Annotated in this window: 27 protein-coding genes and 1 pseudogene; 4 read left to right on the forward strand and 24 right to left on the reverse strand. The window is 38.5% G+C overall.

Features of this window, described 5'->3' with window-relative positions:
- Positions 1-13 precede the first annotated feature (13 nt).
- From GHI93_RS03700 to GHI93_RS03710, 3 genes are read right to left on the reverse strand one after another with little or no spacing between them, the layout of a single operon-like run.
- Positions 14-352 carry an inorganic diphosphatase gene (locus GHI93_RS03700; RefSeq protein WP_153495710.1) on the reverse strand — a complete coding sequence of 113 codons (339 nt, stop codon included), beginning with the start codon at positions 350-352 and terminating at the stop codon, positions 14-16.
- Positions 340-1,107, reverse strand: coding sequence for an HAD-IIB family hydrolase (locus GHI93_RS03705; protein ID WP_153495712.1), 768 nt, complete (start codon positions 1,105-1,107; stop codon positions 340-342). Before GHI93_RS03705 ends, GHI93_RS03700 begins: the two co-directional genes overlap by 13 nt.
- A 9-nt stretch (positions 1,108-1,116) precedes the next feature.
- On the reverse strand, positions 1,117-1,854 hold the full coding sequence (locus GHI93_RS03710) for a TrmH family RNA methyltransferase (protein ID WP_153495714.1): 738 nt from the start codon (positions 1,852-1,854) through the stop codon (positions 1,117-1,119).
- Between the two features lie 173 nt (positions 1,855-2,027).
- Here GHI93_RS03710 and GHI93_RS03715 point away from each other — a divergent pair, with 173 nt between their 5' ends.
- Positions 2,028-2,318: an acylphosphatase gene (locus GHI93_RS03715; RefSeq protein ID WP_153495715.1), complete on the forward strand. Its 291-nt coding sequence runs from the start codon at positions 2,028-2,030 to the stop codon at positions 2,316-2,318.
- A gap of 98 nt (positions 2,319-2,416) precedes the next feature.
- Here the strand turns inward: GHI93_RS03715 and GHI93_RS03720 are convergent, their stop codons facing one another.
- The 13 genes from GHI93_RS03720 to GHI93_RS03780 all read right to left on the reverse strand — a co-directional run bounded on the left by GHI93_RS03720 (position 2,417) and on the right by GHI93_RS03780 (position 12,120).
- On the reverse strand, positions 2,417-3,019 hold the full coding sequence (locus GHI93_RS03720; RefSeq protein WP_153495717.1) for a lysozyme family protein: 603 nt from the start codon (positions 3,017-3,019) through the stop codon (positions 2,417-2,419).
- Positions 3,020-3,141: 122 nt separating this feature from the next.
- A complete protein-coding gene (gene glyA / locus GHI93_RS03725; RefSeq protein ID WP_153495719.1) occupies positions 3,142-4,389 on the reverse strand; it encodes a serine hydroxymethyltransferase in 1,248 nt (415 codons plus the stop codon).
- A gap of 76 nt (positions 4,390-4,465) precedes the next feature.
- Positions 4,466-5,068, reverse strand: coding sequence for an L-threonylcarbamoyladenylate synthase (locus tag GHI93_RS03730; RefSeq protein ID WP_153495721.1), 603 nt, complete (start codon positions 5,066-5,068; stop codon positions 4,466-4,468).
- A gap of 10 nt (positions 5,069-5,078) precedes the next feature.
- Positions 5,079-5,399: a hypothetical protein gene (locus tag GHI93_RS03735; RefSeq protein ID WP_153495722.1), complete on the reverse strand. Its 321-nt coding sequence runs from the start codon at positions 5,397-5,399 to the stop codon at positions 5,079-5,081.
- A gap of 14 nt (positions 5,400-5,413) precedes the next feature.
- Positions 5,414-5,854 (reverse strand): GNAT family N-acetyltransferase, encoded by a 441-nt coding sequence (locus GHI93_RS03740; RefSeq protein WP_153495724.1) that lies wholly within the window; start codon positions 5,852-5,854, stop codon positions 5,414-5,416.
- Positions 5,851-6,672 (reverse strand): peptide chain release factor N(5)-glutamine methyltransferase, encoded by an 822-nt coding sequence (gene prmC / locus GHI93_RS03745; protein ID WP_153495726.1) that lies wholly within the window; start codon positions 6,670-6,672, stop codon positions 5,851-5,853. Before prmC ends, GHI93_RS03740 begins: the two co-directional genes overlap by 4 nt.
- Positions 6,673-6,719: 47 nt before the next feature.
- Positions 6,720-6,971, reverse strand: a complete 252-nt coding sequence (locus tag GHI93_RS03750) for a hypothetical protein (protein ID WP_153495728.1) — start codon at positions 6,969-6,971, stop codon at positions 6,720-6,722.
- Positions 6,972-7,003: 32 nt separating this feature from the next.
- Positions 7,004-8,077: a peptide chain release factor 1 gene (prfA, locus tag GHI93_RS03755; protein WP_153495729.1), complete on the reverse strand. Its 1,074-nt coding sequence runs from the start codon at positions 8,075-8,077 to the stop codon at positions 7,004-7,006.
- An 82-nt stretch (positions 8,078-8,159) separates the two neighbouring features.
- Positions 8,160-8,597 carry a hypothetical protein gene (locus GHI93_RS03760; RefSeq protein WP_153495731.1) on the reverse strand — a complete coding sequence of 146 codons (438 nt, stop codon included), beginning with the start codon at positions 8,595-8,597 and terminating at the stop codon, positions 8,160-8,162.
- A 20-nt stretch (positions 8,598-8,617) separates the two neighbouring features.
- Positions 8,618-9,187 carry a thymidine kinase gene (locus GHI93_RS03765; protein WP_153495733.1) on the reverse strand — a complete coding sequence of 190 codons (570 nt, stop codon included), beginning with the start codon at positions 9,185-9,187 and terminating at the stop codon, positions 8,618-8,620.
- 295 nt (positions 9,188-9,482) lie between these two features.
- Positions 9,483-9,713: a non-oxidative hydroxyarylic acid decarboxylases subunit D gene (locus GHI93_RS03770; RefSeq protein ID WP_153495735.1), complete on the reverse strand. Its 231-nt coding sequence runs from the start codon at positions 9,711-9,713 to the stop codon at positions 9,483-9,485.
- Positions 9,706-11,145, reverse strand: a complete 1,440-nt coding sequence (locus tag GHI93_RS03775) for a non-oxidative hydroxyarylic acid decarboxylases subunit C (RefSeq protein ID WP_153495736.1) — start codon at positions 11,143-11,145, stop codon at positions 9,706-9,708. The genes GHI93_RS03770 and GHI93_RS03775 overlap by 8 nt, the downstream gene beginning before the upstream one ends.
- 96 nt (positions 11,146-11,241) lie before the next feature.
- Positions 11,242-12,120 carry a LysR family transcriptional regulator gene (locus tag GHI93_RS03780; protein WP_153495738.1) on the reverse strand — a complete coding sequence of 293 codons (879 nt, stop codon included), beginning with the start codon at positions 12,118-12,120 and terminating at the stop codon, positions 11,242-11,244.
- 118 nt (positions 12,121-12,238) lie between these two features.
- On the opposite strand from GHI93_RS03780, the gene GHI93_RS03785 reads away from it, so the two are divergent.
- Together GHI93_RS03785 and lpdD are read left to right on the forward strand one after the other, a co-directional pair.
- The gene (locus GHI93_RS03785) at positions 12,239-12,805 is read left to right on the forward strand and encodes a flavin prenyltransferase UbiX (protein ID WP_153495740.1); all 567 of its coding nucleotides are present in this window, start codon (positions 12,239-12,241) and stop codon (positions 12,803-12,805) included.
- A gap of 8 nt (positions 12,806-12,813) precedes the next feature.
- The gene (gene lpdD / locus GHI93_RS03790) at positions 12,814-13,221 is read left to right on the forward strand and encodes a prenylated flavin chaperone LpdD (RefSeq protein WP_153495742.1); all 408 of its coding nucleotides are present in this window, start codon (positions 12,814-12,816) and stop codon (positions 13,219-13,221) included.
- 171 nt (positions 13,222-13,392) lie between these two features.
- Here lpdD and GHI93_RS03795 read toward each other — a convergent pair whose 3' ends face one another.
- The 5 genes from GHI93_RS03795 to GHI93_RS12995 form a co-directional block, all read right to left on the reverse strand.
- Positions 13,393-15,180, reverse strand: a complete 1,788-nt coding sequence (locus GHI93_RS03795) for a sortase family protein (RefSeq protein WP_153495743.1) — start codon at positions 15,178-15,180, stop codon at positions 13,393-13,395.
- A 155-nt stretch (positions 15,181-15,335) separates the two neighbouring features.
- Entirely contained in the window at positions 15,336-16,034 is a 699-nt protein-coding gene (locus tag GHI93_RS03800) for a pilin N-terminal domain-containing protein (protein ID WP_153495745.1), read from the reverse strand.
- Between the two features lie 21 nt (positions 16,035-16,055).
- Entirely contained in the window at positions 16,056-17,930 is a 1,875-nt protein-coding gene (locus tag GHI93_RS03805; protein WP_153495747.1) for a SpaH/EbpB family LPXTG-anchored major pilin, read from the reverse strand.
- A gap of 336 nt (positions 17,931-18,266) precedes the next feature.
- Complete coding sequence (locus GHI93_RS12990) at positions 18,267-18,473, reverse strand: LPXTG cell wall anchor domain-containing protein (protein WP_211368877.1); 207 nt, start codon at positions 18,471-18,473, stop codon at positions 18,267-18,269.
- 140 nt (positions 18,474-18,613) lie between these two features.
- Positions 18,614-18,865 (reverse strand): hypothetical protein, encoded by a 252-nt coding sequence (locus tag GHI93_RS12995; RefSeq protein WP_211368875.1) that lies wholly within the window; start codon positions 18,863-18,865, stop codon positions 18,614-18,616.
- Here GHI93_RS12995 and GHI93_RS13000 point away from each other — a divergent pair.
- On the forward strand, positions 18,856-21,726 hold the full coding sequence (locus GHI93_RS13000; protein ID WP_211368876.1) for a coiled-coil domain-containing protein: 2,871 nt from the start codon (positions 18,856-18,858) through the stop codon (positions 21,724-21,726). The two genes, GHI93_RS12995 and GHI93_RS13000, sit on opposite strands and share 10 nt — an antisense overlap.
- Before the next feature lie 245 nt (positions 21,727-21,971).
- Here GHI93_RS13000 and GHI93_RS13270 read toward each other — a convergent pair.
- The 3 genes and pseudogenes from GHI93_RS13270 to GHI93_RS03820 form a co-directional block, all read right to left on the reverse strand.
- A pseudogene (locus GHI93_RS13270) lies at positions 21,972-23,126 on the reverse strand (lectin-like domain-containing protein); the annotation flags it as partial.
- A 442-nt stretch (positions 23,127-23,568) separates the two neighbouring features.
- Entirely contained in the window at positions 23,569-24,621 is a 1,053-nt protein-coding gene (locus tag GHI93_RS03815; RefSeq protein WP_153495748.1) for a glycosyltransferase, read from the reverse strand.
- Complete coding sequence (locus GHI93_RS03820) at positions 24,614-25,693, reverse strand: glycosyltransferase (RefSeq protein WP_246177012.1); 1,080 nt, start codon at positions 25,691-25,693, stop codon at positions 24,614-24,616. Before GHI93_RS03820 ends, GHI93_RS03815 begins: the two co-directional genes overlap by 8 nt.
- Between the last annotated feature and the right edge of the window lies 1 nt (position 25,694).

Genomic DNA, 25,694 nt, shown 5'->3' on the forward strand with positions numbered 1-25,694 from the left:
TGAAAATGCTTTTTTATTTGAAAAGTTCAACAGTGCTATCAAAATAACGCTCTTGAAAATAGACCGCTTGTTCGATTTCTTCTTTTGTGAAGGTTTCGTCAGCACCACTTAGGACCCACTTCTCTTCCACATCGTCTTTTCGGTGAATGATTGCAATAAGTTTGCCCGTAAATGTGTTGAGCGGCACTTGATTTTCAGGACGTGATGAGAGAATGTAAACGTCCTGTTCCTCACCATCTCCTGCGATAATGCCTTCAATGTAACCGTAATTGATCGGATAAGTCGTCCCGTGATGAACGGTGCCAATTGGGCGATCAATAATGGCTGTGAAATTCAAATTTAATTTTCCCATGCTTTCTCCTTGAGTGATGCAATGGTCTTTCGTATCGTTTTAATGTTTTCTGGGATAAATAGTCCCGTAAGGTCTCGCAACTGCGGATTTTCTCCGACAATAATGGCATTTTTAGCCTGCATTAAAAGTGCTCTATCATTTTCATCATTACCAAAGACAACGGCCTCTTTTGGGTTAAAAAATCTTTTAAACGCCGTATATTTATCGATTCCTTTAGCAGTAATGTCAAGACTTAGACTTCCCCTATGCCGAACGATTTCGATTGGTAATTTTTGGATTTCACTTAAGATATTTTCATATTGAGAAGACGGAAGATTAAGTAAAATCGTTTTTACTGGAGATTTTATTTTATCAAGTGGAATATTTTTTGCCAAATGTAGTGCATCTATTTTATCGTTGATTTTGGAAAGTGCATCATTTCGATTACGCATGCTATAATCCCAGCTGTCATCAATGACAAAATCCAAATCCCAACGATTGATGACAGATTTAATACACTCAAAACTTTCATGATCAATCGATTTGAGGACTTTTAGTGTCTCATTTTCTTTGACAATTGCACCATTTCCTCCAATAAAAAAATTTTCAAAAAAATCTTGCTTCAATAATGGCATCATGTCTCGAATTGGACGTGCAGATGCAAAAACAATAGTGTAACCGTGATTTTCTAAATCTTTAATCGCTCCTATTAGCGATTTTTCAATTTTTTTACCATCGAAACAAATCGTCCCATCTAAATCAAAAACGACAATCATTTTTTCTCCTCACAATGCAAACATCAAAATCCCTGCCGCTACTGCGACGTTGAGTGATTCAGCTTGTCCTGGCATTTCAATATGCACCAGCTGATCTGCATTTTTCACCGCAAAATCAGAAACACCATTGCCTTCGTTGCCCATTACCAAAGCAAAACGATCCATTTTTACAGCTTTATAATTGATTGAATTTTTTGACAACGTACTCACAAGAAGTTCTAATCCCGCATCACGCACGAATCCAACCAGATTTTCAAACGTAACACCATCAACCACTGCGAGATGAAAATGACTGCCTTGCATCGCACGCATCACTTTTGGACTATAGATATCAGCGGACGCATTTGTCGTAAAAACGGCATCAAATCCTGCTGCATCAGCTGTTCTGATCATCGTTCCCACATTTCCTGGATCTTGGACATCCTCCAAAATCAAAACTTTTCCCATCTCAAAATCATCAGCTTCCATTTTTTTGACAATGGCGACAATTCCTTGTGGTGTATCACTGCTCGCGAGACTTCTAAGCACGTCAGCACTGACAGCAATAAAAGAGAGGCCAGCCGGTACTTTTTCAATCTTGTCAGTACTGACAAAAATTTCGACAAGTTCAGCTTTAGCTTTTAGTGCTTCCTCAAGCAAATGAAATCCCTCAATGAGGTAATTTCCCGATTGTTTTCGCCCTTTTCGGGTCAATAATTGACGGGCCGATTTTATTTTTTTATTTTCTTTTGATGTGATGATTTCCATGCTCTTATTTTATCAGAAAATGATGAATCTTGCTTTATTTTGTGCTATAATATCACTATAAAAGCGTTTCCAAATCATCAAACGAATGCAAAAAAGATGTTACTGGTGAAAAAAGCGAAAGGCTGCGCTTTATTTTTTGATGCTTTTTTAATGATTTATTTCAGGAGGTGAAAATGTTTAAAATAAAAATGACCGTTTATGGACGCGTTCAAGGGGTCGGTTTTCGCTATTTTGTGATTTCAACTGCCGAGCAGTGTGGTGACATTTACGGACGTGTCTGGAATGATGCCGATGGAAGTGTGGTAATTTTAGCACAAAGTCAAACGGCACAACGTCTAAATCAATTTGAAACGCTGATCAGACAAGGTCCCAAACGAAATCCTTTTGCAAAGGTCACTTATCTGGAACGCATTCCAGCTGCGTTTGATGATTTCACAGACTTCAAATTGACATACAATACCTAAAAATACTGTCAGTACTGACAACGCACAAAAACGCCCAGATTCATCCTGACCTGAGCGCTTTTTTCTCTAAAAATTTCTGTCAGTGCTGACAATTTATTTCACCAATTCAAATAGCGCAAAAGATACATGTTCATCCGCACTTCACGCGCATAAAACATATTCCCACCATTAACATACAATTTTCCCTGATTATACCACAACGACTCAAACGTGAGATGATAATACGTCTCTTTCGTCCGATTTCCAAGACTTGGCGCAACAACATCCCTAGAATAAGCTTTCGATGCTGCAATCGTATTTTTGTGACCGTGTTGGGCAATATAATCCACATAAGCTTTTCCATAATTATACGCTTGAACACCTGTCCATACGTCCACATCTTTTTCATTCGCATACGAAAGCACTTTCGTCAAATTTGAAAGTCCCTGCTCAATACTTTTTGAAGTGGTTCCAATCGTATCTTTTTGACCCGACAAGCTCTCACTTGACTGCATCACATCAATACTTTTTCCCTTTGTTTCTGTATAAATAATCGCAAGTGCAAGATTTGTATCGCCTTGCAATCCCTGCTTTTTAAGACTTGCTTCAACCGCTGACTTATAGGCCATCACATGCTTAACATTTTCGTGAGCACGGTACACGTAAAAACCTGCAAGTACAACGAGTACAAGCACGACTAACTTCACGAATTTTCTTATCATATCACTTACCTGGATGCTTTCTGATAGTACTTTTTTTCCTCATTTCAATAAGGAACTTAAAAAATTATAACAATCGAGAGTCATACTATCATTAGATTTTTTATTTTATTTCCAGTCTTATTTTAATACAAAGGGAATTGTTTTGTCAAGTCAAGTACTTGATTACGTACTTCTTTTAGTACTTCATCTTCATCATGATGTTTCAATGCACGCGTCACCAATTGCGCAACTTTACGCGCTTCATTTTCTTTGAATCCACGTGATGTGATTGCCGCACCACCAATACGAACACCAGATGTTTTAAATGGCGATAACGTTTCATTTGGAATTGCTTCTTTATTCAACGTGATAAAAACAGTGTCCAACAAATCTTGTGCTTCTTTTCCATTAATTCCTAAAGGAAGCACTTCCATGTTTAACAAATGATTATCCGTTCCACCTGTAATCACGTGCAAGCCAGCTTTTGTGAATTCATCAGACATCGCTGCTGTATTTAAAATGACTTGATCAATATACGTTTTAAAAGCAGGATCCAGTGCTTCTTTAAGCGCAACCGCTTTTCCAGCAATCACGTGCATCAAAGGACCGCCCTGTAAGCCAGGGAAAATCGCAGAATTAATCTTTTTGGCCAATCCTTCATCATTTGTCAAAATTAAACCACCACGCGGACCACGCAAGGTTTTATGTGTCGTTGTCGTTACGATATCTGCATAAGGAACTGGGCTTTGATGCGCACCTGTTGCAACTAATCCCGCAATATGTGCCATATCAACCATCAATTTTGCCCCAACGTGATCAGCAATATCACGGAATTTTTCAAAATCAATCTCCCGTGAATACGCAGAAGCTCCTGCGACAATCAATTTAGGATGCGTAGCGATAGCTTGTTCTAAAATCGCATCATAATCGAGCAATTCAGTTTCAGCATTAACGCCATAAGAAACAAAATGATACATTTTTCCAGAGAAATTCACTGACGCACCGTGCGTCAAATGTCCTCCAGCGTTCAAATCCATTCCCATGACAGTGTCACCCGGCTCAATCAAAGCCATATAGGCTGCTGCATTCGCTTGTGAGCCTGAGTGGGGTTGAACGTTCGCAAATGCTGCTCCAAAAAGTGTTTTAGCACGTTCAATAGCGAGACGCTCAATCACATCTACCACGTCAGTTCCACCATAATACCGCTTTGAGGGGTAACCTTCGGCATATTTGTTTGTCAAAACAGAGCCTTGCGCAGCTAAAACAGCTTTAGAAACAATATTTTCAGAAGCAATCAACTCGATATTCTTTTCTTGGCGGGCTTCTTCGTCATGAATGGCCGTCCAGAGTTCAGGATCGAAAACTTCAAAATCAGCTTTATCAAAAATCATTAGTAACTCCTCTTTCTTTAATAATTCTATTATATCATGCGGATGAAACAGACAAAAATTAAAGTTTCTAAATTTCTTATTTTATGCTTTTAAGTTCGGGAATAGCAGACAATAACTCCACTTTTGTGATTGCCCCTTGTCTTAAAATCTTAGGAACATCACCCGTTAAGTCAATGATCGTCGTATCTAATCCCGAAATAGAATCGTCAAAAATTTGCACCGCCGCATGCATCAAAATTTCTCTGGTCAAATCTGTTGAAAGACGTGGACTTGCTTGACCTGTGAGATTCGCAGAAGGCCCTACTAATACGCCGACACCTGAAATAATTTCTTGTGTTGCTTGTATTGATGGCATCCGAAATCCTACCGTACTTTTTCCACTATGAATCCACTCTGGTACTTCAGGTGACGCTTCTAAAATAATCGTCAAAGGTCCTGGTAAAAAGGTTTTCACCATTTTTTCAAGATACGCGGGTTGATTTTTTGAGTACTTCAAAATCGTCTCAAAACTTGACACATTCATGTTCAATGCTTTTTCGGTTGGACGCCCTTTGACCGCATACAATTTTTTTACAGCCGCTTCATTGGTTGCATCTGCAAAAAGTCCGTACACCGTTTCTGTCGGCAAAATCGCGAGTTCCCCTGATTTTAGAGCAGTTATAGCGGCATTGATTTCCATGATTTTCTCCTTAATTTTTTCTTTTTTCTTTATTTTTTTCAGCATCCAAAAGTGCCTGTTGAACCTGTTTTAATGCTTTTTTTTGATATTCTACATCCGCTAAAATCTCCTTTGGCACATGATACGGCTGCCGAAAAATGATGCCAGAAAGTCCCCGAAAACTTCCATCAACTTCAAGAACTTGTGTTTCAAAGCGCTGAGACTCACGGGCGACAAAGTCATACTTTTCTTGAGCAACATCCACTCGCCCACAAGAAAGCTCTTCTTTAACATCCAAAAGCTCACGTCTTAAAATATCACTCATCATTCTAAAATCATCTTCAAGCTTCATCTTACACTCCATTTTCATTTACAGTATTTTCTTAGAAAAATCTTATCTTTTAATTGAATCCCATTTTCAAAACAGGGAGAATCATACGCTTCAATAAAATAATTTTTTTCAGTTTTAAAAATTTCAAACCCATTTTTTTGATAAAAATCAACATTACCAGAAACATCATCTGTCCCTAAAATAAGCCATTTTCCCAATGAATTTTCACAAGCAAATCTGAGCAATGCGCTTCCAAACCCTTGCTTTTGAAATTCAGGTAAAATAGACAAATTTTCAAGTTCGATTCCATTATTTTTTTCCTGTAAAATCATGGCTCCTATCTGTTCAGATTCATTTTCTAAAATAAAAAGTCGTCCAGAATAAAGATAGGTCTCAAGATGTGCTTGATTTTCATCCCCAATCAATAGCAACTCAAGATAGCGCGCATGATTTGTTTTGATTTCAATACAATTCATTTCACACTCACCATTCGATCTTTTTGAAAATAATCTTGATGCACCGTGACCACTTTATTCGGGAAAGCTGCTTCAAATATAGCTTTGACAGCTGCTCCTTGCTGATAACCGATTTCCAAATAGATTTTTCCATTTTCTGTCAGTACTGACAGCGCTTGTTTTGCGATTTTTTCATACATTTCAAGCCCTTTATCTGCTGCAAAAAGGGCCATTGATGGCTCATATTTTCTTACAGAATCATCAACCTCATTCGCTTTTGCAGGGTCAATGTACGGTGGATTAGACACAATCAGATCGAATTTTTCTTCTGTCAGCGCTGACAGAACATCAGAAACCAAAAACCGAACATCCAACCGATGCCGTTTTGCATTCTCACACGCCACTTCAAGCGCTGCTTTTGAAAGATCAACAGCAGTGACTTTCCAGTCTGGACGTGCGTTTACCAGACTCAACGCAATCGCGCCAGAGCCTGTTCCAATATCCACCACGCGCAAGTTATGGCACGATTTTGACGTATCTTCCAAAATCATCCGAACCAATTCTTCCGTTTCTTGTCTTGGAATCAATACATTTTCATTGACCGTTAATGTCAACGCCATAAATTCCGCCCATCCCACAAGATATTGAGGCGGTTTTTGCGCTTTGAGCGCTTGAGTCACTGTTGTCAGTACTGACAGCTCCTCATCACTGATGGATTTCCGCATCAAATTCAGCCAAGCCAACTTATCCAAATTTCGTTTGCCTCGCATCACAAATTCAAGTTCAAATGGTTCAATTAACTCTGCTTGAGCCCGTTTGACAGCCTCCATCCACAACATTATACAAATTCTCCTTTTACCGTGCTCCTCTTACTGGATCAATCCGCCTAAAATCCCCTTGATTTCCAATAAGCTTCATCCAACTTTTCCTGATAAGGTCGCCCCTGCAGCATCACTCGATTTTTTATTTCAAGCAATTCCGCTTCTTTCTCACGCGTCAGCTCCGTTTGCAAAAAAGCAAGCCATGCTTCTTTTGATAATCCGTAGCGCCGACGATAGATTTTCTCAATCTGAAGCGAATCAGAACCGTGATTCACAAGTTCCACTTGCGGTCCACCAATCCAATGCAAAACCCACATCTTCTCACCTCTCTTTACAACAGCACAATTTCTTATTGATTCAACGCTTCTAATTTCTTGGTTTGATCATAAATGATCAGTGCATCAATCACCTCACCCAAATCTCCAGCAATAATCCGATCAAGTTTTTGAATGGTCAATCCAATGCGATGATCCGTCACCCGATTTTGCGGGAAATTATAGGTTCGAATCCGTTCCGAACGATCTCCCGTTCCCACCGTTGATTTTCGCTCAGTATTTTGCTTATCCAACTCAATCTGCTGATAATAATCAAACACTTTCGTATTGAGCAATTTAATCGCCTTATCTCGATTTTTCTGCTGCGTGCGCTCTTCTTGCATCTCAACTTTAATTCCCGTAGGCAAATGCACCATCCGCACCGCTGTCGCAACCTTATTGACATTTTGTCCACCAGCACCTGACGCATGATAAATGTCCGTGCGAATTTCATTCGGATCAATCTGATAATCAAACTCTTCTATCTCAGGCATCACCAAAACAGTCGCAGTTGACGTATGCACGCGTCCTTGTGTCTCCGTCACCGGCACACGTTGCACCCGATGCGCACCACTTTCATACTTCAACTTTGAATAAACCGAACTTCCAGAAATCAACGCCGAAACTTCCTTGAATCCACCGATTGACGTTTGATTCGCCTCCATGATTTCAAAACGCCAGCCCTGACTTTCCGCAAAATGCTGATACATATTCAGTAAATCTGCCGCAAATAATGCCGCTTCATCGCCACCTGCAGCACCGCGCACCTCCAAAACAATATTTTTTTCATCATTTGGATCCTTTGGTAAAAGTAAAATTTTCATTTTTTCTTCCAAAATCGGTTTTTGAGCTTTCCCAAGTGCCAACTCTTCCTTGAATAAACCTCTCATCTCCTCATCAAGGCCACCCTCATTGAGCATCTCCTCACTCTCAGCAATTGCTTCCAATACTTTTTTATACTCCTGATACGTTGCTACCGTCTCACGCATCCCCGCCTCTTCACGAGATAAAACCATAAACCGTTTCGTATCCGCTACCACCTCAGGATCACTCAGTAATTCCCCCAATTCCTCATAACGGCCGATCATTGATTCTAATTGGTCAAACATTTTTTACCCTCTTTACTTTAATCATTATTTCTTAAATCAATTTATAAAAACGTATTTCATTATTATTATATTACAAAAAAAATTATTTCTTCTGCTGCGTCATTTGCTTTGTCATCTCAACAAACGAATCCCATTGTGATTGATCCTCAAGCATCGATTTTTTAAAAATAGCCACTTGATTTTTTCCTTGAAAAAAATAAACACAAGCATTCATCACCAGCACTTTTTTGGGTTGAAGTTGAAGTTTCAAAGCTTCTTGAGTAACATACTGATCAATCTCCGTTGGCTGAAACGTTTTTAACGCACTTCTGACAAATTTCCACTCCAAATAAAAAACAGCCAATACAATGCAAACCACTGCAATCGCAAGTGAAACCAAGATATTTTTTTGCATTACTCCATTAATCACAGCAAAAATAAGCAAAATGATTGCAACACCACCTTGCAAGACTCTCACCGTCCGATTCAATAAAACTTCATAATCTTTTGCCTCAATTGTTCCCTTAAAATGATACCACATTACACCTCTCCTTTAATCAATCATCGCTCAGGATTAAAATAATGTTTCCGACAAACAGGAATGTAAGTCTCGTTCCCTCCAATTTGTAACTGTTCTCCCTCATAAACGGGTTTCCCATCAATTGTCCGAATCACCATCGTTGCTTTTTTGCTACAATACCAACAAATCGTCTTGATTTCCTCAATCTTATCCGCCAGTAAGAGCAACTGCTCTGATCCCTCAAAAAGCACATTTCTAAAATCATTTTTCAACCCAAAAGCCATCACTGGAATATTAAGTTCATCCACAACACGTGCAAAATCATAAACGTGTTTTTTATTTAAAAATTGCGCCTCATCAATCAACACACAAAAAGGTTTTTCTACCACATTTTTGACAAAATCAAAAACCTCCATGTTCTCATCAATCGCAACAGCCGCCTCTTTCATTCCAATCCGACTTTCCACAATCCCAAAACCAGCACGCGTGTCCAAACTTGACGTCATTAACAAAACTGGTTTTCCCTGCTCCTCATAATTATGAGCCACCTTCAAGATCTCAATGGATTTTCCCGAATTCATCGTTCCATACTTAAAGTATAACTGTGCCATAATCTCCTCATTCCCTCATTTTTCATTAATAAAACATTTTATTTTTACAAACCCCAAAAATACTTTTTCACTCAAAATAACCCATCTCATACATCCCATTTTCATCTGATTTCAATGCCATCCACAATTAAAAATAAATAAAATACACCTCTAATTATAGCATATTTTTCTATACTTTCCTCTTTCCTTTTTACAAATCGAAAAGAAATAAAAAAATCCAAGTCCAAAGACTTAGATTAAAAAATTAATATAAAATTCACCCTTTTTATCCTAACATTCTGATGCCTCAAAAAAGTTATAATTGTGGTGGAATAGGAGGAATGTTCTCTAAATGAACAAAATCTTCTGGATTTAATTGAAAGCGAGAATCATAGTGATCTGGCTGTGTAATATTTTCTCCCTCAGTATTTCTCCAAGAAAATGTACACGTTTCACATAAATAAACTTCCCAAACATCCCCAACTGGTGATTTTGTAAGTAAACTAATTTCTTTTGAATGACATCTCGGACAGATAAGATTAATCATTTTTCTCTCCTTTTCTTAATTGTTGCACAAGATTTCGAATGATCTCAGTATATTCATCTGATTTCTCAGGCGTTCCTAGTAATTCAGTATCTCTCGCAATATCTGGTGCAACAGGTGTTGTCGCATCAATCACTAATTTCGTATGCATTCCAGCAGGTTCAGAAGATGGATCAAGTGGCATCCCTGGAGCAAAAAGAATCTTAAAGACATCTTTATCCGGACGAACACGTGTTGTAATGGCCCACATCACTTGCTCCAAATTAAACGGATCCACAAACTCATCAACAACGATCACAACTTTAGTATAAGGCATTCCATGTGGCGTTGATAAAAGCCTCATTGCCACTGCTTTACCATATCCCCCAAAGCGAGATTTAGTAGAAATAATGGTTCCAATTCCATGAGTGTACATCGCATTAACTGCTTGAACTTCTGGAAAATCACGTTTCACTTGTTTATATAAAGGCAAACTTGTATTTAATGCCATCAAATAATCAATTTCAGTCCAAGGCATTCCAAGATAAAGATTCTCAAAGATTGGATTTTTACGATGCGTAACTTTTGTAATTTTAACGATTGGTTGAGAACGCGCACCAGAATAACTTCCAGGAAATTCCCCAAAAGGCCCCTCAATTTCTCTTTCTCGAGGCATAATATATCCCTCAAGAACTACTTCACTACGCGCAGGAATATCTAAAAGACCAGATTCACTTTTTGTCAATTCAATCGGTTCGCCCTTTAAAGCTCCAGCAAAATCGTATTCTGATTGTGCATATTCAATTGGAGTACTTGCCATGAAACTAAGCACTGGATCATTTCCCAAACAAATCGCAATAGGAAGGGGTTCATTTTTTTCTTCAGCATGACGCAGATGAACCGCGATGTCATGAAATGGAAGAGGTTGAATTCCTACTTTATCTTTTCCCTTCACCTGAATCCGATATGTCCCTGCATTTTGTTCATCATAAGAATCAGGATGATTAGGATCACGACTCACAATCAACGCCTTCGATAAATAAAAACCAGCATCAAATTCATTAATCCTAAACAATGGAAGAATATCAAAAAGATTAATCCCCTTATCAATCACCACTTCTTTGACTGGAGCATCCTTTTTTTCTACCCAAGTCGGCTTGATCGGATAGCGATTCCATATCTTTTCTAATTCAAAAAATTGCGCTCTGACAGGAGTATCCTTTGGTAATCCTAACATTAAAGCATGATTCTGCCATGAGCCATGAACATTAAGCACAACAGGATTTTTATACCCTTTCACATGCTCCACAAAAACAGCCGGTGCACTCTCCACATTTGGAGCAGCACGACCAATTGCACTCAAATCTGGCTCTGGCATTACTTCATCTTTAATTCTTACGAGTTGATTCTCATTTTCTAACACCTTGAGAAATTCTCTTAAATCTCGATAACTCATTTTTTCCTCCTTTTTGCATCCGTAAATTAATTTACACTACAAGTATAGCTCAAAAAAAATAAATAAAAAAATATCATTTAAATATAAAATCAATACCTATAAAGTATTGATTTCTTTTAATGTGTCCAAAAATTTTTTTGAAGCTTTCGAGAGATAGCCATTTTTTCTCCAACTCAAAATAGGAGTAATTGACAATGGAATATCCCTTATTTGAAAATATTTCAATTCCGTCCCCTTAACCATCGTTATCGGCAAAATCGTTACCCCAATCCCTTTTTTTACTAATTCCATCAGCATCGTAGCATCATTGCACTCACACAAAATATGAGGCACCAAATGATGTTGTGCAAATACAGTCAATACTTCCTTAAAAAATCCACTTTCATCCTCCGGCTTCAACAAAATTAATGGTAATTTGGAGAGTTCTTCAATCGTTACCGTTTCATTAACCAACGGATATGACATCTGAGTGACCAAAACACAAGGAAACGTCCCCAAAAAAGTAGATTCCAAATTCGAAACTTCAGGGACTTCAATCGTCAACGCAAAATCAATCTCATGATTGACCAATTTTGAAAACAAATCAGTAGAACTCCCTTCAAACAGATCAAAAGAAGGATTTGAATAAGTGAGATGAAAAGAACGAATCGTTTCAAGAAGCAACATTGAGCAATAAATTGCGGAACCTCCCTTAATTTTCTCCGATAAGTTTTCCCCCAAATCCCTTACCTCATTTATTGAGTCTTCCAATTGAAACAAAATTTCTTTTGCTTTATGATAAAATAATTCTCCTTTTGGAGTAATCACAAGCCTTTTTTTATTACTTCGATCAAAAAGAACCTCTCCCAATTCATCCTCAATTAATTTTAATTGGCGACTCAGCGGAGGTTGAGCCATATATAAAGCAGCTGCTGCTTTTGAAATCGTTCCTTCTTCAACGATAGCAACAAAATAAACAAGTTGTTTAATTTCCATTTCTCCCCTTTAAATATACTTTTAAAGTATATTATTAACATAATATATATATTATCATTATACTACAAAACACGGTATAATAAACAATAGAAACACGATGAATCATCAAGGAGGAAAAATGAAACTCATTATTGCTATCACCGGAGCCACTGGCGCTATTTTCGGCGTAAGAATGCTCGATTTATTAAAAAATACAGAAATTGAAACGCATCTCGTCTTATCCCCGTACGCCACCAAAACAATAAAATTAGAAACAAAATATAACATTAAAGAAGTCGAAGAAATGGCAGATTACGTGTATGCCTATAAAGATTTAGGCGCAAAAATATCCAGTGGTTCCTTTTTAGTAGATGGAATGATCGTTGCCCCATGCAGTATGAAAACATTATCGTCAATTCGCATCGGATTAGCCGATAACCTAATCAGCCGAGCCGCAGACGTCATGCTAAAAGAAAATAAAAAACTCTTACTCATGACAAGAGAAACCCCGCTCAGTACCATACATTTAGAAAATATGCTCTATTTATCAAAAATGGGAGCAAAAATATTTCCACCCATGCCCGCATTTTATAATCTACCAGAAAGCATTGAAGACATCGTAGATCATCTCGTCTATCGTTATTTTGACCAATTTGGCATCCATCTACAAGCTGCAAAAAGATGGCAAGGACTAAATCAAAAATGAGGTAAACCATGAGATTTGAAAAATCAACAACTTATCGCATTAGCGCAGATATTCAATACATCAATAAAGACCTTCTCATCATTTTAACTGGAGGAAACGTTCCACATATTGGCACAGTAACCGTCAATGAAACCAATAAAATGAAAACCTACCAATTCCACAGTCATTCCGGACGCCACCACAAAGATAACGTTTTAGCTGAAATTATTTTAAAAGACCTCAATCAACACTTCAAAGGAAATTGCGTCATCCTCAGTGGAGTACACGTTGATCAAATTACAAAGCAAGAAATAAAAGAATCCTTCCTTCTCGTTCAAGAAATTGCACAAGACATCTACCACTGGATTGATGAACATCAACCACAGTCCAAAGACCCACTCTATTATAAAAACAATCATGAAATAAACGAAAAATAAAAAAACAAAACCACATTCAGAAATCAACTTTTCCAAACTAAAATTTTATGATTTTGAAAATAAAAAAAGCTGAAAATTTAATATCTCAGCTTTTTTAGGTTTAAAACCTTAAATCAAATCGGGATGAAAAACAATAATATTTCTCAAATTTGATTTATAACTTAACCTAACTCAAATTAAATTTAAAAATAAGATAGGAACGACTAACATTAGAACAACAGGGATAATCGTTTGAAGAGGATTATTCACCATCATCGCAGCTACCATGATAGCAAGACTTTCATACCAAGTATATAAATCCCCTGAATAGATTTTTCCAGCTTGAGCTTTTTTTAAAACTCCTTTGTGTTCAATACCTAAAGTTTTCAGTTGTGTCGAACCAAGTTGTTTTAATGGTTGAGTTTCGATAAGTTGCCCCTGAATCACTCGGCGAAAGGAGGTCCCCACTCGCCCTTCGCATCGAATGAGGGTAATAAGTGGGGTCGCCAAGGGGCTGTTGGGTTGCTTGATGTACTGTACTTCTGTATCTTTAACAACTTGGTTAAGCATAACTTTGTAAGTATAAACCTTACTAAAGTCTGAAACTGTAATCTTTTGTCCGATTTTAAGCTCACTAATTCTTCCGAGCAATACAGGCAACGAAACACCATAACCATTGGAGATATTATGTGACAAAAGAATATAATTTCCCTTTCCCATTTGCTCCGTGTCATTGAGTGTGGCAGCGCCATTAAGAAGATTTTCGTTATTCATTCCAGCAAGGATAGGAAGAGAAACATCAATTCCTGGGATTGAAAGTTTCCCAATCCCCCAGTTGTTCACCACCTGATTAAAATTAATCTTAGCATTTGCATAAGTCCCTACAGTAACAGAGGAGATATCAGACTCTGTATAGTTTCCACTTCTAATCTTTGAAAGATTATAATCTGCCAATTGTTCTGTTTGACCAACATTAATACTACTCATCTCACGTTGGCGTTGAATCTGTGTATAACCATAAATAGCAAATGCAAGAACAGCAACCATCGCAACAATCATTGCAACAAAGAGTGCTTTGATGATGAAGAATAAACGAAGCAACGCTTTTTCAGTCTTCGCACGACTCTCATCACTTGTCGCCTTGATATAACGTTTTCTCAAGCGACGATAAATCAAGTAAAGAATAAAGAATAGTACAAGACAAGCGATTAAAGATGCAATAACCACGCGAGTATAGCTAAATGTATCCCGTGGATGTACTGCTTCTTTTTGTGCTTGCGCAAAAGGAATCCGAACCCCATTGACCAGTAATCGATAAGTATTGACCCCAGGTGGTGTACAAGTCAACAAAGTGACCATATCCTTATTGGGTACGATCTTAACTTTATCCACATCTTTAGGGAGAACTTCATCCATAGATTCAATCTTATAAGCCAGACGTTTTCCTAAAATATTAATATAAAAAATATCTCCTACTTGCAGATTTCGAACATTGGAAAAAAGAACCTGATTTTCTAAGCCAGAGTGACCAGAGATGACCGCTCGAGTATTTTTTCCTCCAATAGGTATTGAACTGGGTTCAAAGTGTCCCAAACCTTCACTAAGTGTTAACTCATTAGTGCCATGATAAATTGGCATTTTTTTGATACTAATCGCAGGAACATCAAGAGTTCCCATAATTCCAGCTAAGTTGGCAATTTTTATATACTTAAGACTTGGATAAGGGACAATCCTTCCGGTTTGTTCTGCTAAAATATCAGCGTTATATTCACTCGCCAGTTTGAGTTGCTGATTTAATTTTTTTTGCCCAGTATGATCTAAAACTTTATCATAATTTTCTACCGCGACCGAGCGTTGCCGACTTGCTAAATAATCACCTACAATAGGGTAAGTTAAGGCACCAATCCCTGAAAAAATGAGAAGGAGAGCTAAAATTAATAGTGGAGAGAATCTTCTTCTCTTTTTTTTGGCATGAGTCATTCTCTTTACCTTTACCTTTCCCTCCTTTTTTGACTTTGTATGAGACTGAAAAATGGGAGGAGAAGTGTTAAAATAATTTTAACATTTTCCAAATTTCAATCCCTTACAAAATCAACTTTTCTGTATTTTCATACAAGAAAAGTCGATCATGTGATTCACTTTAATAGTTTCGGCTTGATACCAATTGTACCAATCATTCCGACAATAATCACACCAACCAAAAGGCCAAAGAGTGGACTTTCAGAAGGAAGTGTTCCTGCGGTATGAGGAATTCGTGTAATTTCTTTATCCTTACTTGGAGGTGGCGTTGTCACTGAAGGACTCACGACACCAGATTTTGGATAAATGAACACCTGATTCAAACTTTGACCATTACTCAATCCCATTGGAAGCTGAACAATGACTGGAGCTGCAGGATGCAGTAAAGTTTGACTAGATAACTCAGTCACACGATAAATGCCTTGTGGTAATTTAACCGTAGCTTGACCATTGGAATCCGTCGTAATCGTTTGGCTTGTACTTCCTGGTACGACTTGAAAAGGATTACTCGCATCGTTACTAGGAGTCACTTGTTCAATCCGATAACTCACGCCCCCAAGGGGAACGAGAAGATTTCCGTTTTTATCCTTTGCTTGTTCTTGGGTTAGAGCCGATCCAACAGGTTGCTGAGGTAAGGTCGTCGATGATAAATCACTTTCAGATAACTTATATTTAATAATGGTTATCGAATAATCATCAGAACCGCTTCCTGACGGCACTGCTGTATCTGCATAACTCAAACTCCCAAAAACTAAACTTAGGAGAAAAACGGCTGATAAAACAAAGAGCTGTATCACATTCTTTTTTCTAATCAATCGTTTTCTCCTTTCATCTGATTAAACGGTTTTGTTCCCTTTGCGTTTTTTATCTACAACAACGATTGCAGTACCACCTGCAATAGCAACTAAAGCAAATGTAACCATTGCTGTTGTGCCACGTCCACCAGTAAATGGCAAGAGTGTCTTAGGCGCATCTTCATAAGTATAATCAACGGCACCACCAGCAGTAGTATTCGTAACAGTAACCTTTTGTGGACTCTTCAAAAGTTCATATCCGTCAGGAGCTTTTGTTTCGACAACATAGTAATCACGAGACCAAGTATCATCAGATGTTCCGACAACATTATCAGCACCAGCACTAACGAGATCCAAAGGCAAACCTTTAAAGTTAGCGATTCCATCAGCACCTGTTTGTCCGCTAGTCAAGAATGTTACACCAGAAGGAAGTTGAGGTTGCGCACTAGTTGATGGATTAGCCCAAACATAAGAATTACCATCAGAAGCAAGGAACTTGTTCGCATTTGCATTGGCTTCAGACGTTGCAATCATGAATTCTGCACCTGCCATAGGTTTTTTAGTATCTTGAGCTTCCTTTAAGATTTCAATTCCGCCATCTGCATAACCTGGGGTTTGAGAAGGTGGTGGTGTTTGTGTTACAGGTTTAGATCCTGGGGTTTGATAAGTAACATCAAACGTATTTGGAATCACGCCATCCCAACCTGCTTCAACAGTAGTATTGATATGAGTTGAAATCTTATCACCAGTAACGATAGTGTAAGTAGAACCATCAGCTAATTTAACAGAGCCTGTACCTACTGCTTGAATACCAGCAGCTGTCAAAGTTGCATAAAAGTTTCCATCAGCATCAGGAGCAGTCAAAGTATAGAGTGAAGAGTCAAATTGATGGTAAGTTCCATCAGAGCTAACAATACCCATTGATGATTTAGCTGCATTGTAAGTTAAATCTTTGTTCAAAGTATCATGAACAGTATAGTTGGCACTTGCAGGAGCAGTTGCCGCTGTTGTTCCATCAGCTTGGAAGTAATTTCCACCAGAGAAGTACATCGGATCACCCTTTGCAACAGCAAAGTATGCAGGTGACTTATCTGCGTTATAGAGTTGATTACCATTAGCATCTACAATAGGAATTTGAGTATCTTTCGTAGCAAGATCATACAATCCTGTTGGGATATTTGTATCCAACTCCCATTCAAAAGCATTTCCTGCGACTAATGAGTCAAATTGTTTCCCATCAATCGTTTTTTCTGGATTTAAATCATTTGCAATAACGTTTTTTGGTTGAGCATTAACATCATAAATCAAACCTGGATTTGAAGTATCACGTGACGTCTGTGGCACTTGAACAAAGAATGGATTCGTTGGATTAACAACGGTAACAGGATTGTTAGTAGTTGGATCTGTTGCCTTTGAATCATCTCCTTCAACAACCATGTAAATACCATCAGGCATGCTGTTGAGATCACCAGTAACGTTTGAGGATGGTTTTTGTGAGCCATCAGGTGAGCCTAAACTCCACTCGATTTGACCATTAGCATCCGTAGTTCCAGTACCAACAAGTGTTTTGGTGTAATCTGTGCCTTCTTTTTGAACAGTTGGATCTGTCAAAGCAGCATCACCGATAGCAGTTACTTTATAGAGGTTAAATACAACACCTTGAAGTGGCGTATTAGTTACGCTACCATCAAAGTTACCCGTACCATTATCTCCATGATCATTTGCTGTTTTAGCTTGATATTTAGTGATTGTAATCGAGCGCATCGTGCTTTGATCAGCGACAGGATTTGAGTTAGTTGCAGCATGAGCCACTGGAACGCTAATAATAGCTTGTCCGACTACAGGGCTTCCCAAGACGAGTAGAGCAGAGCACACCAAGACGCGCGAAAGGACTCTTTTTTTAGTAGATTGCTTCATAAGGTTCTCCTATTTTTTTTAATTCACATCACTCGCCTCATCAAAACATTTGAGCCATCTAATGTGAGTAAATACATTACACTGTAATAATAAGTTTTTTTCCTTTTTTAGTCAAGATTCATTTAAGCTAGTTTTTCTAACTGTTTTAGTCTATTTTCATCAATATCTTTTATAAAAATTCTATATTTTTAATTACAATTAACTAAAACCACCTATTTTATTTTTTTCTACTTTTTCTCGTTTACACTTCTGCACAGCAAAAATAAAAACAAAAAAACGATAAGAAATCATTTCTTATCATTTTTTGTAAGCCCTCGATAAAAGAGCGGTAACACATTAGTTTTTCTTCTTTTTCTTTACTCCAAGAGCGCCAAGCATTGCTAAACCAGCAAGCATTCCACCAACACTAGACAAAGAATTATCTTGATCCCCAGTCTTTGGCAAAGTTCCCGTGTGATGAGAAGGATATCCCTGATGATGCCCAGATTCGCTATCAGAAACAGAATCCGAATCACTCATACTATCAGAAATCGAATCACTCATACTTGAACTATCAGATACAGAATCACTAACTGAATCGGATGTAGAATCGCTATCACTTACAGAGTCGCTGATTGAGTCAGATGTTGAAGCACTATCTGATACAGAATCACTAACTGAATCTGACGTCGAAGCACTATCACTTACTGAATCTGAAATTGAATCAGATGTTGAAGCACTATCAGATACCGAATCACTAACTGAATCGGATGTTGAAGCGCTATCCGATACAGAGTCACTAATTGAATCGGATGTAGAATCGCTGTCGGATACGGAATCACTAACTGAATCGGACGTTGAAGCGCTATCGGATACAGAGTCGCTGATTGAATCTGATGTAGAGTCGCTGTCTGATAAGGAATCACTAACTGAATCAGATGTGGAATTGCTATCACTTACGGAATCAGAAATTGAATCGGATGTCGAAGCGCTATCAGAAACAGAGTCTGAAATTGAATCGGACGTCGAAGCGCTATCTGAAACTGAATCAGAAATTGAATCAGATGTAGAATCACTATCTGATACAGAGTCGCTGATTGAGTCAGATGTTGAAGCACTATCAGATACCGAATCACTCACTGAATCTGACGTTGAAGCACTATCGGATACAGAATCACTCACTGAGTCAGAAATAGAATCTGACGTTGAAGCACTATCACTTACTGAATCAGAAATTGAATCAGATGTTGACTCACTATCTGATACAGAGTCGCTGATTGAGTCAGATGTAGAATCGCTGTCGGATACGGAATCACTAACTGAATCGGATGTGGAGTTGCTATCACTTACAGAGTCGCTGATTGAATCAGACGTCGAAGCACTATCGGATACCGAATCGGAAATTGAATCAGACGTTGAAGCGCTGTCGGATACGGAATCACTAACTGAATCGGAAATAGAGTCGGACGTTGAATCACTATCTGATACAGAGTCACTGATTGAGTCAGATGTTGAATCACTATCAGATACAGAATCACTAACTGAATCGGATGTTGAAGCGCTATCGGATACCGAATCACTAACTGAATCGGATGTTGAAGCGCTATCCGATACAGAGTCACTAATTGAATCGGATGTAGAATCACTGTCGGATACGGAATCAGAAATTGAATCAGACGTCGAAGCACTATCGGATACAGAGTCACTAATTGAATCGGACGTTGAAGCGCTATCGGATACCGAATCACTCACCGAATCGGATGTTGAAGCACTATCACTTACAGAATCACTCACTGAATCGGATGTTGAATCGCTATCTGATACAGAATCACTCACTGAATCGGATGTCGAAGCACTATCAGAAACAGAGTCTGAAATTGAATCGGATGTTGAAGCGCTATCCGATACAGAGTCACTAACTGAATCAGATGTGGAATTGCTATCACTTACAGAGTCACTAAGTGAATCTGATGTAGAGTCGCTCTCTGATACGGAATCAGAAATTGAATCGGACGTTGAAGCACTATCACTTACTGAATCAGAAATTGAATCAGATGTAGAATCGCTATCACTTACAGAGTCGCTGATTGAGTCAGATGTTGAATCACTATCTGATACAGAATCACTCACTGAATCGGATGTAGAATCGCTGTCGGATACGGAATCACTAACTGAATCGGACGTTGAAGCGCTATCGGATACGGAATCACTAACTGAATCGGACGTTGAAGCACTATCACTTACTGAATCTGAAATTGAATCGGACGTGGACTCACTGTCAGATACTGAATCTGAAATTGAATCAGATGTTGAAGCACTATCCGATACAGAGTCGCTGATTGAATCGGATGTTGAATCGCTGTCGGATACGGAATCAGAAATTGAATCAGACGTCGAAGCACTATCGGATACCGAATCAGAAATTGAATCGGACGTTGAAGCACTATCACTTATTGAATCAGATGTTGAAGCGCTATCACTTACAGAGTCGCTGATTGAGTCAGATGTTGAATCACTATCTGATACAGAATCACTCACTGAATCGGATGTTGAAGCGCTGTCGGATACGGAATCACTCACTGAATCTGACGTTGAAGCGCTATCCGATACAGAGTCACTGATTGAATCGGATGTTGAAGCGCTATCCGATACAGAGTCACTAATTGAATCGGATGTAGAATCGCTGTCGGATACGGAATCACTAACTGAATCTGACGTTGAAGCGCTATCCGATACAGAGTCACTAACTGAATCAGATGTGGAATTGCTATCACTTACAGAGTCACTAAGTGAATCTGATGTAGAGTCGCTATCGGATACGGAATCTGAAATTGAATCGGATGTTGAAGCGCTATCTGATACGGAATCACTAACTGAATCTGATGTCGAGTCGCTATCGGATACGGAATCTGAAATTGAATCGGATGTCGAATTGCTATCACTTACTGAATCACTAACTGAATCGGACGTTGACTCGCTATCAGATACAGAATCAGAAATTGAATCGGACGTTGAAGCACTGTCACTTACTGAATCAGAAATTGAATCAGATGTAGAATCGCTGTCGGATACGGAATCACTAACTGAATCTGACGTTGAAGCGCTATCCGATACAGAGTCACTAACTGAATCAGATGTGGAATTGCTATCACTTACGGAATCTGAAATCGAATCGGATGTTGAAACACTATCTGAAACTGAATCAGAATCACTGATGGAATCGCTGTCAGATACTGAATTGCTCGTGCTATCACTTACAGATTCGCTATCTGAAATAGAATCAGAATCACTGATGGAATCGCTATCGGATACGGAGTCACTGGTACTATCACTTACAGATTCACTATCTGAAATCGAAGCTGAATCACTGATGGAGTCGCTATCGGATACGGAATCACTGGTACTATCACTTACAGATTCGCTATCTGAAATCGAATCAGAATCACTGATGGAGTCGCTATCGGATACGGAATCACTGGTGGATTCACTCAAGCTATCGCTCAGTGAGTCACTCGTACTTGAACTTTCCGAGTCACTTAAACTATCACTATCTGAAAGAGAGTCGGAGTCACTTGCACTCTCGCTATCTGAAATTGAATCCGAATCACTCAATGAGTCACTATCTGAAACAGAATCGCTCGTTGAATCGCTAAGTGAATTACTATCAGAAACTGAGTCGCTCGTCGAATCACTTAAGCTCTCACTATCTGAAATTGAATTAGAATCGCTTAAAGACACGCTATCAGAAATTGAATCGCTCGTCGAGTCACTCAGAGAATCACTCAAGCTATCACTTGTAGAATCACTGATGGAATGATCATCTGAAATTGAGTCGCTCATACTATCGCTTAGGCTGTCACTCGTCGAATCACTAGTAGAGTTGCTGTCCGAAAGGCTATCGCTCATACTGTCACTTAGGCTATCACTTGTAGAATCACTGATAGAGATGCTATCAGAAGTGACATCACTCAAGCTATCACTCAAACTATCCGAAGTGGATTCGCTCAAACTATCGCTTTGGCTATCTGAATCAGAAGCAGCATCCCCTTTAGTATAAACATAGATGACATTTTGATCATTGGCAGTATAATTTCCTGACGTATTTCCGTTTACCGTTTTATAAGTATAACCAGGAATTACAGGAGGTGTAGCTGCTGTCCAAGGATCCCCAATATCCCCTTGAGTCGTTGTATCTGGAGCAATTGTATTTCCATTCACATCCTGATAATGTACAATAACTTTCCCTTGAGCAATCGTATAATTAAAACTATTTAATTTAAATTGTTGAAGATTATAGTATGATCCCGTAGATCCTGCAATCCCAAAAGACATAGAATTATTACTACCAAGCATAACTGAAATATCCTTTGACCATGTTTTGCCATCATAATTAACAGTCATTGTTTTTGTACTACCATCAAAATGAACCGTTATTGATTTAAAAACATTATTAGATGGTTGGGATATTTGTTGGGCAGAATTTGCAACAGTAATAGCCCTTCCGGACGTTCCATCCACAAATGCACCAAAAGCTGCTGGTTTCCCATTATCCGCTGTAGCAAATTGTGAAGGATCAGCATCAGCGTAAGCTTCACTATTATTATTGTAGTAGGTATCAAGCTTAAAGCCAAATGCTCCCTTGACCCCACCTATTCCCATGGGATTTCCATATGCACCAATAACACTGGTATCTCCTGGTTGAAACAAGAAGCTAATCCCATCAGCACCACCCTGGCTTGCACTCTTATTCCCAAGATTGACAGATCCTTCTAAAGTGAACGATTGAGACATGTCAATCTTTGTGTTAAGAAGAGTGTTGCCAACACTATTTCCAGCATTAGGAGTCAACGTAGCAAGACCTGAACTATCAATACTAGCTACTCCATTACTTTTAAAATTTGCTGCATAATCTGAACCATTTAATGTGACCGTACGAGAACTCGCAGAACTTGCTCCCAAAACGGTCGTGCTTGCCGGAATCGTCGTTTTATTTTGATTCACGAGCAATTCCGATCCGTTTACCTCTTTAGCCTGAGTATCGCCCGTACTTGTAGTGTCGGCTGTAACGATCATTGGGACAGCCACTCCTCCACCACCAAGAACACTCATCACCCCAGTGATTGTTGAATAAACCCACGTTTTTTTTCGTTTGTAAGACCGATATCGTTCTTTTTTATCGGAACTTAACATTTTTTTGATGTTATTTTTTCTTGACATTAATTCCTGTTACCTTTCTTTTGGCGCTTTAGTTTTTTTAATTCTTAACTCTGGTTTCTCAGCTGCCAAGATAGTGATTGAAAGAATTTTTGATGATTTATCTAATTTGTAGCGACCTTAACTAGATGTACCGTATTGATGGATAATTTCATCACTCATCTCCCATTTTTGCGGAGAATAGAATTATAGCTCCTTTTCAAAAATTCTTTTGGAATATTTGGAATAAGGGAGTTTCTCATGAAAATATAAAAGCATGGTTACAACGTTATATTTTCAATCAAATAACTATCTTCTGTATTCATAAAAGCAAACCGTATTCATGTAAAAAGTAACCCACAGTGACTATTTTCTTCAATACTCACGATATTAATCACTTTTTACTTCAACTCGACTCAGATTGCTAAACTCTCATCACCCCCTTTCAATTGCAGATTCTCCACTATTAAACTAAATCATCTTTAAACCCTAATTCTAAAGTTCTTAACATTGCCATCAATGCCCTTTTGATAAAGAATCCCTCTGACACAGCTTCTTGCCAATACCTAACATTGTCCACCATCTTCTGATAATCCTGAGCAGTTATAGAGGAAAAAATTGCATCCATGTCATTTAAATCATCTACGACTAGTCCAATGCCGTGTTTTTCAACCATTGACGCATGATAGGTTTTACTAGGAACAATCACAGGAATCCCTGCTGCTAGATACATCGATAACTTAGTAGGATTATTAAATTGGTTATAATAAACAAAATTCATATTCGATTTTTCAATGAGATTTTCTGTCACTACCACCCCAAATCCACCATCAAGACGAGAAACAATCTCATCACTGGGCTGACGTCCCAACCATGTTACACTTCCACTTTCCAAAACATTTTTTTCAACATGCCGATCATAAATATAAAGCGGCGTTGCTGCTCGATAAGTCGTATCAATAATGTCTCGTCCACCCACATAATAGAGTTGCTTTTTAAATTGTTTTTCTTGTCTTGGTCCACTATAGAAATAATCCCAGAGTTGCATTGGAATCATGGGGACATGCACTCCATCTTCTTGTAATTTATGAGCTTCTTTTCCGTTTGCCACGATCAATAAGTCAAATTTTTTGAGCTGATTCAGCCAAAAATCGTTTTTACGATCGTATTCTTCCTCTCCTTTTGTAAACATCCAGGTCGGAATATCATGAATCAAAGCAACCATTCGAACGCCTTCTATTCCCTTAATCGTATCAAAGAACTCAGCTTGAAAATTAAGCTGTGTCCACATTGGAAACTGTACAACAACTAAATCACCTGGTTGAATAACTCCTAAAACAGCTTCACGAATGTGAAGGCGTCGGTTGGCATTATTACTAATATTGGGATATCCAGTAATATTTAACTCTTGAAAACCTAACGTTTGAGCTGAACGGGCGACATTCTTACTTACAATTTGAATTGCATCATATTGCTGCTGATAATTTGTGGCATTGAGTCGTGTTATCCAATTAGTCATTATTAACCTCCTGATGAATTAAAGTATCCGTAAAACCGAGATTAAGCACACGAATGGCTTCTATTGCCGCACCTTTGGCAAAAAATCCTGATGTCACCGCGCGTTGCCATGGCTTAAGGTTGTCAAGCATTTGATAGTAAGCTTCCTCACTCACCCCATTGATTGCTTCCGCGAGATCTTCCAACTCGTCAATGACAACACCAACCCCTTGAGCTTTAATCCATTTCGCATGAGCCGTGTTAGACAAGCAAACAACAGGTAAACCTGATGCCAAATATAGTGAGAGTTTCATGGGATTATTGTATTCCCCATAGCGGTGCATCCCTTTATAGCTCCCGTTTTGTGGATAATACAAAAGACCAAAACCACCGTCCAACTTTGAAGGAATATCATTACTTTCCATTGGTCCTAAAAGGGAAACGTGGTCTGGAAAATCTTTGACCTGGTTGTTTGGACCAATAAAATTGATTCGTATATTAGAAGGTACCTCCGCAATCATGGCAGGATCGATTCCCGTCGCAACATAGAAAAGTTCTTTTTTATATTTTTTAGGAACGAGTGGTCCTTTATAAACAAAGTCCGACAAATGCATTGAAATCATTGGTGTTGTAACACCACCTTCTTGTTTTAAGCGTAAAGCCATTTTCGGATTCGCCGCAATAACAAGATCATATTTATTTAACATCCATAAAGAAGCGTCTCCAGTATAATCTCTATCACGATTATCTTGAAGCCAAGAAACAATATCCCAAACTAATGCTACAATTTTTGCATGCCGTACTGAGGTTAAATAGTTGATGAACTCTAGTTCAAACTCCGTATGATTTGTCCACAAAGGATATTGCACAATTACCGTATCCCCTGGTAAAACACAATTGAGTAAAGCTTCAAGGTATTCCCCCCTCGCTTCTTTTCCTACTTCTCGTAATTTTGCTGCATATATTCTTGGATAATGTAGTTTACGAAATCCTATTTCAAAAATAGATTGCGCAGCCATTTGATTTGCTATAATGCCTGATGCGCGCCGAGAAACGTAGTCGTTGTCCTCAACTTCAGTAATCCAATTCGTCACT

Origin of the sequence: Lactococcus hircilactis (genome assembly GCF_009601015.1) — a bacterium.
Taxonomy (GTDB): Bacteria; Bacillota; Bacilli; order Lactobacillales; family Streptococcaceae; genus Lactococcus; species Lactococcus hircilactis.

Coding starts and splice junctions, on each gene's coding strand:
- GHI93_RS03700 (WP_153495710.1), bottom strand. CDS start 352: ATGGGAAAATTAAATTTGAATTTCACAGCCATTATTGATCGCCCAATT.
- GHI93_RS03705 (WP_153495712.1), bottom strand. CDS start 1,107: ATGATTGTCGTTTTTGATTTAGATGGGACGATTTGTTTCGATGGTAAA.
- GHI93_RS03710 (WP_153495714.1), bottom strand. CDS start 1,854: ATGGAAATCATCACATCAAAAGAAAATAAAAAAATAAAATCGGCCCGT.
- GHI93_RS03715 (WP_153495715.1), top strand. CDS start 2,028: ATGTTTAAAATAAAAATGACCGTTTATGGACGCGTTCAAGGGGTCGGT.
- GHI93_RS03720 (WP_153495717.1), bottom strand. CDS start 3,019: ATGATAAGAAAATTCGTGAAGTTAGTCGTGCTTGTACTCGTTGTACTT.
- glyA (WP_153495719.1), bottom strand. CDS start 4,389: ATGATTTTTGATAAAGCTGATTTTGAAGTTTTCGATCCTGAACTCTGG.
- GHI93_RS03730 (WP_153495721.1), bottom strand. CDS start 5,068: ATGGAAATCAATGCCGCTATAACTGCTCTAAAATCAGGGGAACTCGCG.
- GHI93_RS03735 (WP_153495722.1), bottom strand. CDS start 5,399: ATGAAGCTTGAAGATGATTTTAGAATGATGAGTGATATTTTAAGACGT.
- GHI93_RS03740 (WP_153495724.1), bottom strand. CDS start 5,854: ATGAATTGTATTGAAATCAAAACAAATCATGCGCGCTATCTTGAGTTG.
- prmC (WP_153495726.1), bottom strand. CDS start 6,672: ATGTTGTGGATGGAGGCTGTCAAACGGGCTCAAGCAGAGTTAATTGAA.
- GHI93_RS03750 (WP_153495728.1), bottom strand. CDS start 6,971: ATGTGGGTTTTGCATTGGATTGGTGGACCGCAAGTGGAACTTGTGAAT.
- prfA (WP_153495729.1), bottom strand. CDS start 8,077: ATGTTTGACCAATTAGAATCAATGATCGGCCGTTATGAGGAATTGGGG.
- GHI93_RS03760 (WP_153495731.1), bottom strand. CDS start 8,597: ATGTGGTATCATTTTAAGGGAACAATTGAGGCAAAAGATTATGAAGTT.
- GHI93_RS03765 (WP_153495733.1), bottom strand. CDS start 9,187: ATGGCACAGTTATACTTTAAGTATGGAACGATGAATTCGGGAAAATCC.
- GHI93_RS03770 (WP_153495735.1), bottom strand. CDS start 9,713: ATGATTAATCTTATCTGTCCGAGATGTCATTCAAAAGAAATTAGTTTA.
- GHI93_RS03775 (WP_153495736.1), bottom strand. CDS start 11,145: ATGAGTTATCGAGATTTAAGAGAATTTCTCAAGGTGTTAGAAAATGAG.
- GHI93_RS03780 (WP_153495738.1), bottom strand. CDS start 12,120: ATGGAAATTAAACAACTTGTTTATTTTGTTGCTATCGTTGAAGAAGGA.
- GHI93_RS03785 (WP_153495740.1), top strand. CDS start 12,239: ATGAAACTCATTATTGCTATCACCGGAGCCACTGGCGCTATTTTCGGC.
- lpdD (WP_153495742.1), top strand. CDS start 12,814: ATGAGATTTGAAAAATCAACAACTTATCGCATTAGCGCAGATATTCAA.
- GHI93_RS03795 (WP_153495743.1), bottom strand. CDS start 15,180: ATGACTCATGCCAAAAAAAAGAGAAGAAGATTCTCTCCACTATTAATT.
- GHI93_RS03805 (WP_153495747.1), bottom strand. CDS start 17,930: ATGAAGCAATCTACTAAAAAAAGAGTCCTTTCGCGCGTCTTGGTGTGC.
- GHI93_RS12990 (WP_211368877.1), bottom strand. CDS start 18,473: ATGAGTGATTCGATTTCTGATAGTATGAGTGATTCGGATTCTGTTTCT.
- GHI93_RS03815 (WP_153495748.1), bottom strand. CDS start 24,621: ATGACTAATTGGATAACACGACTCAATGCCACAAATTATCAGCAGCAA.